Below are 15,804 nucleotides of genomic sequence, written 5' to 3'. Positions count from 1 at the left end.
ATGAAACTTTCCGTTAAGTTTTTGATCTATAACTTCATAGCCAAAGGCTTACTTTTATTGATTTTTTTGGTAGCAGGTCCTTTTTTGATTGACTTTTTGGCTATACAGAATACAGACAGACAGCTTATTGAGAAAAAAGCTGAAGTCATCAAAATTATTGAAGAAGAAGGTATTGAAAGTTTTATTTCTGAGGAAAACAGGGATATCGGATATGGAAGCTTTAACTTACTGAAAGAAGAATATATTCTCATAGAACAAGTTGATTTCCAATATGCTTCAGATACTATTTTTGTAGAAGAGCGAATTCTGGATGAAACTTCCGTTTCCTATAGGGTATTGGCAAGTACTTTTAGCGTTAGATCCAATGCGTACTTGATGGAAATTGGGAAAAGTTTACAATCCATTAATGATTTTAAGGAAATAGTCTTTAAGCTTTTTGTAGGGATCACATTGATGTTTTTGGTATTATCATTTTTGCTAGACTATAAATTTTCCCAAAAAATCATGAACCCTTTTCACCAGATCATCAGAAAAAAGCTGGCTGAAATCAATGAGCCCCAACAATTTTTATATCAAAAGGTGAAGACAAATACCAATGAATTTGAGGTTTTGGATGAATCCATTACTGAAATGATGAAAAGAATCCAAAAAGCTTTTAATCAAGAAAGGATATTTATTTCACATGCCTCACATGAACTGAAAACACCTATTTCTGTATTGCAGTCTAAAATCGAGGGTATGTTCAATATCAAAGGGCTCGACCATCATCAAATGGGGAAACTATTGGATATGCAGGCCACCATAGCCCAGATGAAAAAAACAGTAAATGCATTGTTACTCATTTCTAAAGTGAATAATGCGCAATTCATCAAAACAGAATCAGTAGCTTGCCATGAAGTTCTTGAAGAGCTGTATGAAGATTGGTCTGGAATTGCTCAGGATAAAGGTGTGAGTTTGAGCATCATTATAAATACTCCCTATAAGCATGAGAATTGCAATTATTCTTTGTTGCTTATAATGATAAGAAATGCTATTAGTAATGCGATCAAGTATACCCAAGAGGGAGGTGAAATCCATTTGTCAGGAAAATACGTCCAGGGTCATTATGCAGTTGAAGTCGAAGATACTGGAAGTGGAATTCCTGAACATATCCTGGAGCAGGTAAAGCAGGGTGTAGTTTTTCTAAAAGACGCTGAGAAGGACAGATCTGGATTTGGTTTGCAGATTATGTTCAAAATTGCTCTTTATTTAAATCTTGATTTAAGAATTGAAAATACCGGTCAAGGCACTAAAATAAGTTTCAAATTCCCGAAAAGTTAAAAAGGCTTCACGGATTACTGTGAAGCCTTTCTATCAATTATCTTCTCCTCGAAGCCTGATAACAGCACCCTCTAGGAGCGGGCTGATTCTCACTTGGCAAGCCAGGCGACTGGTTGGGAAATATTCAGGAAGATTTTCAAGCTGGTCGAGCTCAGGATCAGTGGCTTCACCAAGTTCATCTTCTCCTTCGATTACTTCTACATGACAAGTGGCACAAAGGGCCATTCCGCCGCATGTGGCCAGGACAGGGTATTCTGAAGCTTTTAATACTTCCATCAAGCTTAGCCCCATATCGTCTGGAGCTTCTATTTCCTGACGGTTGCCATCGTGGTCCTCTACAATAAATTTTACCATTGGATCAAAAGTGAATTAAAATGAGTTGACTCCGTTTACTGTGGTGTATTTAAAACTTAATTTTTGATCAGGATAAACATACTTGAAAGCTGAATGCATCATGATAGCTGCTTCGTGGAATCCACAAAGGATCAGTTTGAGTTTGCCTGGATAGGTATTGATATCTCCGATCGCATAAATTCTCTCCACCCCGGTAGAATAATCTCTGGTATCTACCTCAATGGCGTTTTTATCTATGTTTAAGCCCCAGTCTGCAATTGGTCCGAGCTTTGGGCTCAAGCCAAAAAGCGGTATCAGATAGTCCGTATCAATGGTGATTTCTTCCTTGCTTTTGTTTTCCAGCTTTACAGAATTTAAGTGGCCATTTCCACCAAGTTCTTTAAGATTTGCTGAAAGAATCAAGTCGATTTTCCCGTTGTTTGCCAAATCAAATACCTTAGCTGCAGAGTCTGGCGCTCCTCTGAAGGTTTCATTTCTATGTACTAGAGTGACTTTCTGCGCTACCTTCGAAAGGTATATCGTCCAATCCAAGGCAGAATCACCTCCACCTGCAAGTACAACTTTTTTATCCCTGAATGCTTCGGGATTTTTTACCATATAGGTGACGCCTTTTCCTTCAAAATGCTCTAACTTTTCAATGGCGGGTTTTCTTGGTTCAAATACCCCAAGTCCTCCTGCAATAACAATAACTTGAGCATGTACTTGTGTTTTGTCATTGGTAGTGACAATAAAAGAGCCGTCGCTTTGCTTAGCGAGATGATCTACTCTTTCTCCGAGCGTAAAAGTTGGTTTGAAAGGTTTGATTTGATCCATCAGATTGTCTACCAACTCTTGAGCTTTGACCTCTGGGTATCCTGGGATGTCATAGATGGGTTTTTGAGGGTAGATCTCCGAAAGCTGTCCGCCTACTTGGGGAAGGTAGTCAATCAGATGACAACGCATCTTCAGAAGACCTGCTTCAAAAACTGCAAACAGACCAACTGGTCCAGCTCCAATGATACAAATGTCGGTAGTAATCATGTTTTAATATTTTTATTGATAAAACCTTTCGAATTACGAATTGTTCGTGCAAATATAATTAGTATGACAAGTAATTAATATCTTTTCTGACCAAACTTACTCCAAGTTAGAATAAATGGTATTCAATATTCTTTTAAACTCCAAGAAATCTGATTCATTGAGGTTCTCCCAAGCCTTTTCTCTGATAGAAGCTACTTGGGGTTTGAGCTCTTTTACCTTGTCTTTCCCCAGCTCGGTAAGAACCAGCTGAAAACTCCTCCTGTCCTGCGGGTGCGGAAGTCTTTCGACGTAGTCTTTTTTAGTAAGGATATCAATAATCCTGGTTAGGGTAGGTTGATCCTTGAAAACCAATTGTGCCAATTCTGATTGGCTGAGAAGTTCGTTTTCAGAGAGATTTTTCATTACCAACCATTGATCTACAGTGATATCAAAATCGCTGAGTTTAAATTTTCTCTGAGCATATTGCTTCACCCTTCTCGCTGTCCTGTCCAATAAAAAAGAATACTTACTGAATTGTTCCTGTGTCATACCAATAATTAGTGTGACAAATATACTAAGAATTTTTACGCAAAAACAACAGTCTATAAAAACTATAGGGAAAAAAGGGTTACTTAATTTGAACCGAGCCCGTCTTTTCTATAAATGAGATTGCCTTCTTTATCCCATTCAGCACGGATATAAGGTCTGAATCCTTTTGAAAAAGGAACTTCTTGGTATTGTATTTCTCTCTTTCGGACTACTTTGGTTTTGGAGTTCCAGTATTCTGTCCAAAGCCCGACCTTTTCTCCATAACGGTATTCTCCTGTTACAGCCACCTGCCCATCTTCGTAAAAATGATAGAAATTCCCCTCCTTTAACTCATATTCTATTGGAGTGAGCTTTTCAATTTTATTATCAGCACGGTTATAATAAGTTACCCTGGAATCTTTTGGCCATCCTTCAGAAAAGTGCAGCTTGTCCTGAAGGACGTGCTTGTCATTAAATGATAGCCAGGTACCATGTTTTGTTCCAAAAAAGTAATGCCCCTCCTCAATGAGTTTGTCGTCTATCACTTTTTCATAAGGACCATGCAACAAATATCCCCGACTTGGGTCAAAATCTTTGGACCTGATCATTTTATCTTTGGTATCAAACCAATAGATGTCTCTTATATAAGGATCAGCCTTTCGGGGTTCATTAGTATAGTGGAAAAACACATACTGAACCTGATTTCTTAAATTACTTTTAATTCGACCTTTTTTGGTTTTTACTCCATAGAAGATGTTTTTCTTCCTTTTTTTCTTATCCTTTTTCTTTTTTTCTTTCTTTTCACTGTCATCAAAAAGTAGAAGGGGAAGCGTAGTGGGCTGGAGTTTTTCTGAAACTACACCTGTAGAGTCAGGGTCAAGAGTTTCCTTCTCCTTTTCCTTTTTTTGTTTTTGCGCAAAAGAATAGGTGGTAATTAAAAGGAATAGAATCAGAAGGGTGAATCTTTTCATGTTGGGAAAACGAAAAGGGACTTGAATTATTTTTGCGTAAAGTTACAAAGACAGAATCAATTTTACTTCAGGCTTAGAATTAATCATTGTTATCCTTATTTTTGGCGGAATTTAAAAATAACCATAAAATGAACCATATATTATCAGACCGCATCAATCAAATGGAGGAGTCGGCTACTCTGGCTATGGCCAAAAAAGCAAGAGAGCTCAAAGGGCAGGGAATTGATATTATTAGTTTGAGTCTGGGGGAGCCCGATTTCAAGACGCCAAAGCATATACAGGAAGCTGCAAAATCAGCTATAGATGAAGGCAAATATTTTGCATACCCTCCTGTAGCAGGGTATCAGGATCTGAGGGAGGCAATTGCCAAAAAATTAAGAGAAGTCAATCATATCGCTGACGCTAAGGCTGAAAACATTGTTGTTTCTACAGGAGCAAAACATTCTATAGCAAATATTTTTATGTGCATGTTGAATGAAGGCGATGAAGTAGTCATCTTTTCCCCTTATTGGGTGAGCTATGCAGAGATTATCAAGCTGGCAGGTGGAGTACCTGTCTTAATTGAAGGTAATTTAGAGAATAATTTCAAAGCGACTGCAAAACAGCTTGAAGAGGTCATTACAGATAAAACCAAAGCAATCATCTATTCTTCTCCATGTAATCCGACAGGATCTGTATTTAGTAAAGAAGAGCTTGAGGCAATAGCCGATGTAGTGAAGCAAAAAGAGGGTTTATTTGTCGTAGCAGACGAAATATACGAATTGATCAATTTTACCGGTAAGCATGCAAGTATTGCAGCTTTTCCAGGGATGTTTGAAAGAACCATTACTGTAAATGGATTTTCGAAGGGCTATGCAATGACTGGTTGGAGAGTAGGTTATATCTGTGCTCCTGTATTTATAGCAAAAGCCTGCGAAAAAATGCAAGGTCAATTCACTTCCGGAGGTACTGGGATAGCTCAAAGAGCTGCATTGGCTGCTATAAGTGGAGACCATACGCCTTCTTCTGAAATGGAAGAAGCATATTTCAAAAGGAGGGAACTTGTATTAAACCTATTGAAGGATATCCCGGGGATCAAAACACATATTCCTGAGGGGGCATTTTATTTCTTCCCTGATGTAACAGCCTTCTTCGGTAAAAAAGCCGGAGATTATAAAATTAATAATGCTGATGACTTTTGCCTTTACATTTTGGAAAAAGCCAATGTATCTCTAGTTACTGGGGCGGCTTTTGGTGCGCCTAACTGTGTGAGACTTTCTTACGCTGCTTCCGAGGAGGAATTGGTAGAGGCACTTAAAAGAATTAAGGAAGCGTGCTCGGCACTCAAGTAAATTTATTTAAAAATGATTTGAAAGGCGGGGTTTCCCGCCTTTTTTGTTTTCATTAAAAAATCACTCAAAATATTTGTTTGATTTTTCCATTTCATGGAAATATAAAATTTAACTATTTCAAGAATTATTTAATTTTACGGGTATTCATGTTTATACATTTAATTAATCATATAGTTATTTTTTTCTTTATGTAATTTTTACAAATAAGGAAACTCAGAATACCTAAAGTAATTCTCTGTAAATCATTTTTGTATTAAAAATCAACTAATCAGTGTTTTATGAAAATATGCAGGAAACTTATTTAAAGGAGGAACGATTTTGTTTTGGTAAAATACTGCTAAAATAGGTTGGTTATTAGGGGTTGTGATCGGGCTAAAATTCAGGAGCTGTTTTTGGCAATGTAAATTTTTCAGTAAAAAACCGAAAAATACCAAGTAGGATTTCTTGCATTCAATGAAATTAATTTTATATATTTGTCACGGGTGATTAAGCAACTTTTTCTGCTACACATTTTATCGTAATTTGAATGGAGGTTATTATGAAAGTTATTTTTTCTAACCTCCATTTGTTTTTTTCTCGGGTTAGTTTCATTACTTTCATCAAACATTCTTAGCTAAATCTTATTTCATTGGTATGGGAAAGGAGTTTTATTTTTTTCTGTTTTTCATCGTGATTTCGATTGGCGTATTTGGTCAGGAAAAAGAAGACGTGAAGGCAAATGATTACTATGAAGATTACCCTGGTTTATTGACCACTCGGTTTTATACTTCAAGAAAATACACTTCTTTCACAGTTGCAGACAGGGTCAATAGCACATTTGACCCTAATTCTACTTTAAATTTAGGTATTGGTGCGACTTATAATGATTTCACTTTAAACTTGGCTCTTGGCTTTGGTTTTCTCAACCCTGGAAGGCAGGATGTGCAGACAACATATCTGGATTTACAGGCCCACATGTATCCGAAAGACTGGATAATAGATCTCTTTGGTCAATTTTATACAGGTTATAGGGTGGAAGGGTTTAAATTTGATCTTCCTGGTCAGCAGGAAGGGAATTTTCTTGCCGAAGACCTCCGTGTCAGAAAAATAGGGGCTAATGTGCAAAGACTTTTAAACGGTGAGAATCTTTCTTTGAAAGCTGCTTTTCAACAAAGTGCCTGGCAGAAAAAATCTGCGGGAAGTTTTATGGGTGGATTTGAGATGTATGGAGGACGTATTATACAGACAGGAGAAGAGATGTTGGTCTTTCCTGATGCTTCGATTATTTCCGGCCAACCTTTTATCAGTTATTTTCAGTTTGGTCCGAATGTAGGGTATGCCGGAACCTTGGTGCTTTTCAGGCATTTTTTTATTACAGGAGTAGGCTCGATCAACGGGAATTTTGGGTACTCTGGATTTGAAAACAATAGCGATAGGGAAGTCAATTGGGGGTTTAATTATAATTATTTCCTCCGGGGATTTGTTGGTTACAACTCCTCCAAATGGTCAATCAATGCCAACTATGTTCATAACAATATTGGACTTATGGATGTGGGAAATACAGGATTAAGAATAATGACTGGAAATTACCGGGTGAATTTTATTTACAGGTTTATGCCGGGTAAAAAGCTAAAACCCTATCTCAGATACATAGACCCTAAAGGACTTCTCGGTATTTGACTTTTAAAGAAGAAGGATTTGTCTTTGGGTTTTTGTGCCCTTTTTAGATATTGCTAGCTTTACAGAACCTTAAAGTTTTCCTCCTTTTTTATCTGTTGAGGATCTTTTGGATAGCAAGGGATGGCCAAAAGGGACGGACCTTAATACCTATATTTATTATTAATTTTAAAATCAATAACCCAAATATTTATGTCTGACAAATTCGGAATTCAGGATGCTTTAAAAAGGCTAGGTGTTCAACAAGAAAACCAGGGTACCTCAACGGGAACTCAATGGCTTGATAGTAAAGAAGCATATATTTCCTCGTATTCACCGGCTGATGGTAAGCTGATAGGGAAAGTTCAGGTAACTGATCGGGATTCCTATGAATTGGTCATTAAAAAGGCGACAGAGGCTTTTATGACCTGGAGAACTACTCCTGCACCTCATAGAGGAGAAATAGTAAGACAAGTTGGTGATGCGCTAAGGGCTCATAAGGAAGACTTGGGAAAGCTGGTCTCCTACGAAATGGGTAAATCCTATCAAGAAGGGCTGGGTGAGGTACAGGAAATGATAGATATCTGTGATTTTGCAGTTGGGCTTTCGAGACAATTGTATGGCTTGACCATGCATTCAGAAAGACCTTCGCACAGGATGTATGAGCAATGGCATCCCTTGGGTATTGTAGGAATCATTTCAGCGTTTAATTTCCCGGTAGCTGTTTGGTCCTGGAACAGCATGATCGCATTGGTTTGTGGGGATGTCTGTGTTTGGAAGCCATCCGAAAAGTCTCCGCTTTCTGCCATTGCATGTCAGCAGATAGTGTCCAAAGTTCTTCAGAATAATAATCTGCCTGAAGGCATACTATCCTTAATCAATGGAGATTATAAAGTAGGAGAAATGATGAGTAAGGACAAAAGGGTTCCTTTGGTGTCTGCGACAGGCTCTACGAGAATGGGAAAAATTGTTACGCAGGAAGTTGCGGGCCGCTTGGGCAGGTCTTTGTTGGAACTCGGAGGAAACAACGCCATCATTATCACTGAGCATGCGGATTTGGATATTGCTATCCGAGGGGCACTATTTGGAGCTGTTGGTACGGCAGGTCAGCGGTGCACTACAACGCGAAGGCTGATTGTTCAGGGATCAGTGTATGAGGAAGTGAAAATGAGGCTCACCAATGCGTACTCCAAACTTGTAATAGGTAACCCTCTAGATGAGAAAAACCATGTAGGTCCTTTGATCGATAAAGATGCGGTTAAGATGTATTCAGCGGCTATTGAATCCGCCCAAAAAGAAGGTGGTAAAGTGCTTGTCGAGGGAGGAGTATTGGAAGGAGAGGGATATGAGTCAGGTTGCTATGTGAAGCCTTGTATCATTGAAGCCGAAAATCACTACAAGATGGTTCAGGAAGAAACTTTTGCTCCCATTTTGTATTTGATGAAATATGAAATGCTGGAAGACGCAATCGCAATGCAGAATGGTGTGCCACAAGGTTTGTCATCTGCCATTATGACCATGAATATGAGAGAAGCGGAAGCATTTCTGTCAGCAGCCGGATCTGACTGTGGTATTGCCAATGTAAACATTGGTACTTCAGGTGCGGAGATAGGTGGGGCCTTTGGTGGAGAGAAAGAAACCGGAGGAGGTCGTGAGTCTGGTTCAGACTCTTGGAAAGCGTATATGCGCCGTCAGACGAATACGATTAATTATAGTACTGCATTGCCTTTGGCGCAGGGGATCAAATTTGATATTTGATAATTTAAAAATATCGGCTTCATTTTCAATGAATTGAATTTGTACGGGGATATTTTTAATGGTTCAGATTTGTATCAAAAAAAATATCCTCTACATTTGCAATCCATTTGAGAAGCAAATGTTGATTTCAATCGGGAGTTTAGCTCAGTTGGTTCAGAGCATCTGCCTTACAAGCAGAGGGTCGGGGGTTCGAATCCCTCAACTCCCACACAAAATCCATCTTGTATTTCTCTCAAAAACTTTAATGCGATTTCAGGTTTTAATTTTGAATGTTAAAGTTGAGTGAGAATAGATTTAATTCATAATAGAAATTTAGCTCAGTTGGTTCAGAGTATTCCGAATATGATCGGAAGAGTCGGAGTTTCGAATCAATAATAGTTGATTAAAATATTGGGAGTTTAGCTCAGTTGGTTCAGAGCATCTGCCTTACAAGCAGAGGGTCGGGGGTTCGAATCCCTCAACTCCCACATTAGGCCTTTAAAAGAGGCTTTTTTTCGTTTATGCTTTGCCATTTTTACATATTATACTCAAAATGTAGAGACCGGTTTTATGTTGGTCATACCAGCTTTTTTCTGAAGAATGTACTTGACACAATCTACTCATTTTAATGACGTTTTTTAGTGCAAATTAACCGAAAACCCAGCCTTAGCCCATCTTCCCGGCATTTGAACAAATCCGGCCTCTATGTATTCGGTATTGGTAAGGTTGGAAACTTCCACAAAAAGCCCGAAAGTTTTCATTCTATTGAAATCCACCCTTACATCCATCAAAAAATAGGGGTCTAAAGCAATTCTTTCCAAGTACCTACTTTTTAATGTTAATTCAGCTTTTTCAAACAGTGATGCCTGGATTCCGGCAACAAATTGGTTTTTTAAGGAGTTGAGCGCAAACCTTGAAACTACACCTTCGGGTTGGGTCAGGCCTGCATTGATGTGGTTGTAGCTAAAGGACAACTCTCTCAGCCGAACTTTGGTATTGCCCCAATCGGCTTTGTAAAATAGTGCAGTCTCAATACCGTTGAAGGTAACCTCACTTACATTCCCTGGCCTCCATTGATTTGGATTGGGGTTTTGTTCACTTGGAGGTCTTGTATAGTCTATGAGATTTTGGGTGTATCTGTAAAAATAAACCAATTCAGCTCTAATTCTTGATTTGTTAAACTTCCAGCCTATTTCATAATTGGTGGCTTCCTCTGGGGATAAATCCGGATTGCTGGTATTGCTGGCGTCTTCGTAAAAGAGTTCCGTATAGGATGGGATTCTGTAACTGATTCCAAAATTGCTGTATAATCTGTTGCTGCCATTTAATTCATATCCGATTTCAGCACCTGGGAAATGCCTCCAGCCATATTCGCTGTAGTAATTGGAATAAACCCCTGCTCTGATATCCGTTTTTTTCCCCAATTCAATTCTATGTTCTGCAAAAGCTCCTAAAAATTCTCTGGACCTTTGCCCAAGGTTATTGCTGTCAATACTTTCCTGCCTCCCTTCAATTCCAAGGCCTGTCACACCATATTTCGAAGTATAGGAGCCGTTTATTTCTAATGCTATGACATCAGAAATATGGTTGTTGGTAAAAAACTCAGGCTCATTCCTTCTCAATCTAAACTCATCAATATTTCTCCTCCAATATGCTCTTGTCTGGACAAAAAGCTTATTGAAGTCATAAGTATGGCTCAAAGATGATAGGTAGGTTTGTAAACTTTCCCACTGGTCGGGGAAAATATCTGTATAAAAACCATTTGCTCCAAAGGTTCTGTCCGAAAACCCAAACATCGCATTGAACTCATTTTTCTCATTTAGCTGGAATCCTGATTCATAGAAAACATTGCTCACTTTGAAGTCGCTGTTGTACTGGTGTCCTTCAGAAGCATCATGGGAGACAGATATGGTTTGTTTGTATTTCCCAACCGGAAGTGAAGACACTATACTTCCACCCCTCATTCCAAAGTCTCCACCAAAGCCTTGGATTTGTAGACTTTTAGTCTCTGGTAATGTCGTGATGATATTGATGGCACCGGCAAAAGCATTTTGTCCGAATATTCTTGATCCTGGTCCTTTCAATACCTCTATTCGCTGTATAGATTGAAGCGGAACAGGGATATTCATCATGTGGTTACCTGTTTGGGGATCAGTGAGTTTTATTCCATTAATGAGCATTAGAGTTTGTTCAAATCCCCCTCCGCGAATACCTATGTTAGCCTGAACGCCACTTACCCCTCTTTGTCTGACATCTACTCCCGGAGTAAACGAAAGAACCTCTTGAATACTTCTTGCCGGAGTAGTTTCAATGTCTTTTCTGGTTACAACAGATACGTTTCTCGAAATTTTATCAAATGGGATTCCAATTCTATTTTCTTGGATAGTGACTTCCCCAAGATTTACAGATGTACTGTCTTGGTCTGCAAAAGCATGAATGCTCAGGGTAAAGCAAGTAAAAAGGATGAGCGTAAATATTATTCTCATATTTAACGTGGTTTATAGCATAGCAAATTACTGGTATTGCCCCTAGGAAAACAAATTCTGTATTTTTAGAAAATCTTTTGAAAATGGTTCCGCCAAGTAGTGAAAAATGAATTTTTCTTTCAGGAAGCATTCTTTAATTTAGCCAGCTGGAAAAAATATGGAATATATGAGAAGAATTATTTTGTTGAAAAAAATCTTACTTTCTACCCTGTTTCTCTGCTCTTCAATGGTATATGGGCAGCAGGTTTCAGACCACAAAGACGGGGCTTTTACGGAGTTTGGTTACAGGCAGGGTTCTGCTTACAGAACTGCTTCAGGAAAACCCGGACCATCTTATTGGCAAAATAGATCAGATTATGAAATAGAAGTAGAACTGGATGAGGAAGCCCATACGATCAAGGGGAAAGTTACTATTGCTTATACCAATAACAGTCCTGAAGACTTGGAGTTTGTTTGGCTTCATTTGGAACAGAATAGGTTTACCCCGGACTCAAGAGGAACACTAACCACCCCTGTCCAAGGCAATAGGTACAATGGTGACATAGATGGAGGGTATTTAATAGAAAATCTTAAAGCACAGATTGTAGGAAGAAATAAAGCAGTTTCAGAAGAATTCTTAATTTCTGACACCAGGATGAGAGTGACATTTGCTGAGCCAATTCCTTCAAATGGAGGCAAAGGGACCATATCAATGGATTTCTCTTATAAGATTCCTGAGAAAGGCATGGACAGAATGGGAAGGGTGAAGGTCAAAGACGGCTACATCTACGCCTTGGCACAATGGTATCCAAAATTGGCAGTTTTTGATGATGTGACAGGATGGAATACTGATCCATACTTGGGGGCAGGTGAGTTTTATTTAGGTTATGGTGATTTTGAGTTTAAAGTCACGGTTCCTTACGATCATATTGTGGTGGCATCCGGGGAGCTTGTAAACCCAGGTCAGGTTCTGACCAAAGAGCAACTGAGAAGGATGAAGGAAGCAATGGAGAGTGATGAAAGGGTGTATATCATCAGTCCCGAAGAAGTTACGGATTATGCCAGCACAAGGCCCAAGCAAGAGGGAAGTCTAACCTGGCATTTTAAAATGAACAATACAAGGGATGTTGCATTTGCTTCTTCCAAGGCCTTTATCTGGGATGCAGCTAGAATTAATCTTCCCAGCGGGAAAAAAGCAATGGCTCAGTCTGTATATCCAAAAGAAAGTGACGGAGATGAAGCATGGGGTAGGTCAACAGAATACGGTAAGGCATCTGTGGAGCATTATTCAGAAATGTGGTATGAATACCCGTATCCTGTGGCAGTGAACGTGGCAGCTGAAATCAATGGAATGGAATATCCCGGACTTAACTTTTGTAGTTTCAGATCCAAAGGGGCGTCTCTTTGGGGAGTAACTGACCATGAATTTGGGCACAATTGGTTCCCTATGATAGTAGGTTCCAATGAAAGAAGGCATGCCTGGATGGATGAAGGATTCAACACTTTTATCAATTATTACAGTTACCTGGCTTTTAATGACGGAGAATACACGAATAACCTTATTCAGACAAGAAGGTACATCAATCAACTGACCAATAAAGAAAGAGAACCAATTGCTACTCATCCTGACAGGACCCAATCCAATAATTTGGGAATGTCTGCTTATATGAAACCTGCCTTGGGTCTGATTATGTTAAGGGAGTATATTATTGGTGAAGAGAGATTTGACAAAGCTTTCAAGTCTTACATCAATGCTTGGGCATATAAGCATCCTCAGCCTACTGACTTTTTCAATCATTTTGAAAATGCAGTTGGAGAAAATCTGGACTGGTTTTGGAAAGGCTGGTTTTACAGCAATGCCAACATTGATATTGCCATAGATGGAGTTTTTCCTTACGGCCCAAACTATGTAGTTTCATTGTCTAATAAAGGTGAATTGCCAATGCCGGTGCTTTTGGAAATAACTTATGAAGACGGTGAAAAAGAAAGAAGGATGCTGCCTGTAGAAATTTGGTTTAAAGGTAACCAATGGAATCATTTATTGAGGGTGGAAAAAAAAGTGGTGGCAGTAGAAATCGATCCTGACAAAGTAATGGCAGATATCAATGCAGGAAATGATAAATGGCCTGCAAGTTTATATGCTGATTAAATTAAAAGGCTCACTAGTATACAAGTGAGCCTTTTAATTTAATATTCGTCATTGATTTCTATCCAATAACCATCCGGATCCTGAATGTATATCTGCTTTATGCCATCAGGTCGCAAATTGATTTCACCTTTGTTTCCTGGCCAATCCCCAAACTCCACATTGAGTTTGTTTAGCTTGGAAATAAACTCATCCATATCAGGAACACTGAAACAGATGTGGTTATTTTTATTGATGGTCACTGGTTCCCATGGAGCCTGTATGACGTGCATAGAAAGGTTGTTGCCTATGTCATACCAAACGTGTAGTCCATCTTTGAAGGGTTCATCCAGTTCTTTAAATTCAAACACTTTGGAATAGAAGTCAGTACTTCTTTGGATATCTTCTACATACACTGCAATGTGAGTGATTTTTGCTTGAGCCATAGATTTATTGCTTAAAGAAATTGTTCCTAAAATAAGGAAAACTATTGCCAGGGATTTTTTCATAGGTTATAGGGTTGTTGTTATATTTCAAAAATAGGGTTTTTTCAAGGCAAAACTCTGTGATTATTTATAGAAGTTCCCTTGGGTCGGATGGGAGGTAGGGCAAAAAAAGAGGCTGTTCGCAAAAACAGCCTCTTTTTTCAATTTCATATAATTCAATTTTTTATTCCTTTTTCGAACTCAATGCTATTTTATTGGCTTCGTCAAATAAGTTTAAAGCCTGTATAAATGACTCGTTCACAGTTTCATTGATGATTTTGTAAAAGGCATTATCATCATAGACATTTCGAGCCATATTTGCCTTGATAAGAATTTTTAAATACTCTTTTGACTTGTTAAAGTCTTTTTCAATAAATTTTACTTTATTTTTTTCGCCTACTTTGATCAGATCCTGGAGCATATTGTCCGTGATATCAAAATTCTTGTAATATTGTTCAAAACTCATTCCATCAAACTTAGACTTATTATTTTCCAAATAATCAAGAATATATTCTCTTGAAGCATCAGAATTCATCAGTCTGTTGACATAAGTGCTGACCATAGTTGTATCTAAAGGAACAAAATAGTCCGGCATGATTCCACCGCCTCCATACACCGTTCTACCGCTGACCGTTTCATATCTCAAGCTGTCATTGAACTTGATACTGTCAGCAGAGAAAAACTCTCCATGCTCGAATCTGTAACTCCAATCGGCACTGTAATCTTCATCTTCTCCATATGGTTTTTGGATCGATCTGCCTGAAGGGGTGTAATACCTCGCAATTGTCAACCTGAGCTCTGCACCGTCGGAAAGGTCAATTGGCATTTGAACTAGTCCCTTGCCAAAGCTTCTTCTACCTACAATCAATCCTCTGTCATTGTCCTGAACTGCGCCTGCAAGAATCTCAGAAGCAGATGCACTACCTTCATTGATCAATACGATGATGGATCCGTCCTCAAAAACTCCTGGCTTGACAGCATATGCCTTTTGATTGTATCGGCTCATTTTTCCTTCCTGTGATACGATCAAGGCGTTGTTATCTAAAATCTCATCAGCCATATTGATCGCTGCGCCCATATAGCCTCCAGGATTTCCCTGCAGATCCAGAATGAGTTTTTTCATTCCTTGATCTTTAAGCTCTTTTAGTGCTTTCTTGAACTCTTCGTGAGTAGTGGCTGCGAATCTTGTTACTTTAATGTAACCAATTTCTTCGCTTGCCATATAGGAAGCGTTTACACTGTATTGTGGAATTTTATCTCTTACAATGTCATAGGAAATAAGATCATTTTCACTTTTCCTTTTGATATCTATCGTAACTGTGCTGTTTCTTGGACCTCTCAACAAATCAAAAACGTCTCTATTGGTGATGCCCGTGCCTGCTACTGTTTTGCCGTCAACTTTAATGATCTGATCTCCTGATTGTATTCCGAGCTTTTCCGATGGGCCACCTGTCAGTGGAGCTACGACATAAATGGTGTCACGGATGATTCCAAATTCAACCCCAATTCCATCAAATTCCCCGTCTAATTGTGATTTTGCCAAGGATGCATCCTTAGCGGGGATATAGGAAGAGTGTGGATCAAGCTTTTCCAACATTCTTTGTATGCCAAATTCAACAAGCTCATTGGTATTGACGGAATCTACATAATCTCTATTGATATAGGTGATGATTTCCTGGAGCTTGTACAGGGCTGCTTTCAGGTCATTTCGGTCTGATTTGGGTTCTGCAAAGGTAGCCCCTATCCAAATCCCTGCTGAAATAGCAAGAGCCAGAATCAATGGTAGCCTGATTTGCTGCTTGGTGTTTTTTATGTCGCTCACTTTATCCTCCGATTAATTTTAACAAAGATGCT

General features: G+C 38.8%; 12 protein-coding genes and 2 tRNA genes. 7 read left to right on the top strand and 7 right to left on the bottom strand.

Annotation, left to right across the window (positions count from 1 at the left end; translation table 11 throughout):
* On the top strand, positions 1-1,320 hold the full coding sequence (locus A33Q_RS17445) for a sensor histidine kinase (RefSeq protein WP_009035434.1): 1,320 nt from the start codon (positions 1-3) through the stop codon (positions 1,318-1,320).
* 33 nt (positions 1,321-1,353) lie between these two features.
* Here the strand turns inward: A33Q_RS17445 and A33Q_RS17440 are convergent, their stop codons facing one another.
* The 4 genes from A33Q_RS17440 to A33Q_RS17425 form a co-directional block, all read right to left on the bottom strand.
* Positions 1,354-1,674: a 2Fe-2S iron-sulfur cluster-binding protein gene (locus tag A33Q_RS17440; RefSeq protein ID WP_009035435.1), complete on the bottom strand. Its 321-nt coding sequence runs from the start codon at positions 1,672-1,674 to the stop codon at positions 1,354-1,356.
* A gap of 15 nt (positions 1,675-1,689) precedes the next feature.
* Positions 1,690-2,694 (bottom strand): NAD(P)/FAD-dependent oxidoreductase, encoded by a 1,005-nt coding sequence (locus tag A33Q_RS17435; RefSeq protein WP_009035436.1) that lies wholly within the window; start codon positions 2,692-2,694, stop codon positions 1,690-1,692.
* A 96-nt stretch (positions 2,695-2,790) separates the two neighbouring features.
* Complete coding sequence (locus A33Q_RS17430; protein WP_009035437.1) at positions 2,791-3,222, bottom strand: MarR family winged helix-turn-helix transcriptional regulator; 432 nt, start codon at positions 3,220-3,222, stop codon at positions 2,791-2,793.
* 83 nt (positions 3,223-3,305) lie between these two features.
* Complete coding sequence (locus A33Q_RS17425) at positions 3,306-4,172, bottom strand: toxin-antitoxin system YwqK family antitoxin (RefSeq protein WP_009035438.1); 867 nt, start codon at positions 4,170-4,172, stop codon at positions 3,306-3,308.
* Positions 4,173-4,300: 128 nt separating this feature from the next.
* Here A33Q_RS17425 and A33Q_RS17420 point away from each other — a divergent pair, with 128 nt between their 5' ends.
* The 5 genes from A33Q_RS17420 (at position 4,301) to A33Q_RS17395 (ending at position 9,363) form a co-directional block, all read left to right on the top strand.
* Positions 4,301-5,503, top strand: coding sequence for a pyridoxal phosphate-dependent aminotransferase (locus tag A33Q_RS17420; protein ID WP_009035439.1), 1,203 nt, complete (start codon positions 4,301-4,303; stop codon positions 5,501-5,503).
* 633 nt (positions 5,504-6,136) lie between these two features.
* Positions 6,137-7,162 carry a DUF4421 domain-containing protein gene (locus A33Q_RS17410; protein ID WP_009035440.1) on the top strand — a complete coding sequence of 342 codons (1,026 nt, stop codon included), beginning with the start codon at positions 6,137-6,139 and terminating at the stop codon, positions 7,160-7,162.
* A gap of 189 nt (positions 7,163-7,351) precedes the next feature.
* Complete coding sequence (gene amaB, locus A33Q_RS17405) at positions 7,352-8,896, top strand: L-piperidine-6-carboxylate dehydrogenase (protein WP_009035441.1); 1,545 nt, start codon at positions 7,352-7,354, stop codon at positions 8,894-8,896.
* Positions 8,897-9,029: 133 nt separating this feature from the next.
* Positions 9,030-9,104, top strand: a tRNA-Val gene (locus tag A33Q_RS17400).
* Between the two features lie 184 nt (positions 9,105-9,288).
* Positions 9,289-9,363, top strand: a tRNA-Val gene (locus A33Q_RS17395).
* 150 nt (positions 9,364-9,513) lie between these two features.
* Here the strand turns inward: A33Q_RS17395 and A33Q_RS17390 are convergent.
* On the bottom strand, positions 9,514-11,361 hold the full coding sequence (locus tag A33Q_RS17390) for a TonB-dependent receptor plug domain-containing protein (RefSeq protein WP_009035731.1): 1,848 nt from the start codon (positions 11,359-11,361) through the stop codon (positions 9,514-9,516).
* Between the two features lie 166 nt (positions 11,362-11,527).
* Between A33Q_RS17390 and A33Q_RS17385 the strand changes: the two genes are divergently transcribed.
* A complete protein-coding gene (locus A33Q_RS17385; RefSeq protein WP_016255479.1) occupies positions 11,528-13,489 on the top strand; it encodes a M1 family metallopeptidase in 1,962 nt (653 codons plus the stop codon).
* Between the two features lie 38 nt (positions 13,490-13,527).
* Here A33Q_RS17385 and A33Q_RS17380 read toward each other — a convergent pair whose 3' ends face one another.
* Both A33Q_RS17380 and A33Q_RS17375 read right to left on the bottom strand, forming a co-directional pair.
* The gene (locus A33Q_RS17380) at positions 13,528-13,974 is read right to left on the bottom strand and encodes a VOC family protein (protein ID WP_009035733.1); all 447 of its coding nucleotides are present in this window, start codon (positions 13,972-13,974) and stop codon (positions 13,528-13,530) included.
* A 160-nt stretch (positions 13,975-14,134) separates the two neighbouring features.
* Positions 14,135-15,772, bottom strand: a complete 1,638-nt coding sequence (locus A33Q_RS17375) for a S41 family peptidase (protein WP_009035734.1) — start codon at positions 15,770-15,772, stop codon at positions 14,135-14,137.
* Between the last annotated feature and the right edge of the window lie 32 nt (positions 15,773-15,804).

This window comes from Indibacter alkaliphilus LW1 (assembly GCF_000295935.2).
Lineage (GTDB): Bacteria > Bacteroidota > Bacteroidia > Cytophagales > Cyclobacteriaceae > Indibacter > Indibacter alkaliphilus.
Note: the sequence above shows the minus strand (reverse complement) of the source record. Positions and strands in the feature narration are given on the sequence as shown.

Coding starts and splice junctions, on each gene's coding strand:
- A33Q_RS17445 (WP_009035434.1), top strand. CDS start 1: ATGAAACTTTCCGTTAAGTTTTTGATCTATAACTTCATAGCCAAAGGC.
- A33Q_RS17440 (WP_009035435.1), bottom strand. CDS start 1,674: ATGGTAAAATTTATTGTAGAGGACCACGATGGCAACCGTCAGGAAATA.
- A33Q_RS17420 (WP_009035439.1), top strand. CDS start 4,301: ATGAACCATATATTATCAGACCGCATCAATCAAATGGAGGAGTCGGCT.
- A33Q_RS17380 (WP_009035733.1), bottom strand. CDS start 13,974: ATGAAAAAATCCCTGGCAATAGTTTTCCTTATTTTAGGAACAATTTCT.
- A33Q_RS17435 (WP_009035436.1), bottom strand. CDS start 2,694: ATGATTACTACCGACATTTGTATCATTGGAGCTGGACCAGTTGGTCTG.
- A33Q_RS17430 (WP_009035437.1), bottom strand. CDS start 3,222: ATGACACAGGAACAATTCAGTAAGTATTCTTTTTTATTGGACAGGACA.
- A33Q_RS17385 (WP_016255479.1), top strand. CDS start 11,528: ATGAGAAGAATTATTTTGTTGAAAAAAATCTTACTTTCTACCCTGTTT.
- A33Q_RS17390 (WP_009035731.1), bottom strand. CDS start 11,361: ATGAGAATAATATTTACGCTCATCCTTTTTACTTGCTTTACCCTGAGC.
- A33Q_RS17425 (WP_009035438.1), bottom strand. CDS start 4,172: ATGAAAAGATTCACCCTTCTGATTCTATTCCTTTTAATTACCACCTAT.
- amaB (WP_009035441.1), top strand. CDS start 7,352: ATGTCTGACAAATTCGGAATTCAGGATGCTTTAAAAAGGCTAGGTGTT.
- A33Q_RS17410 (WP_009035440.1), top strand. CDS start 6,137: ATGGGAAAGGAGTTTTATTTTTTTCTGTTTTTCATCGTGATTTCGATT.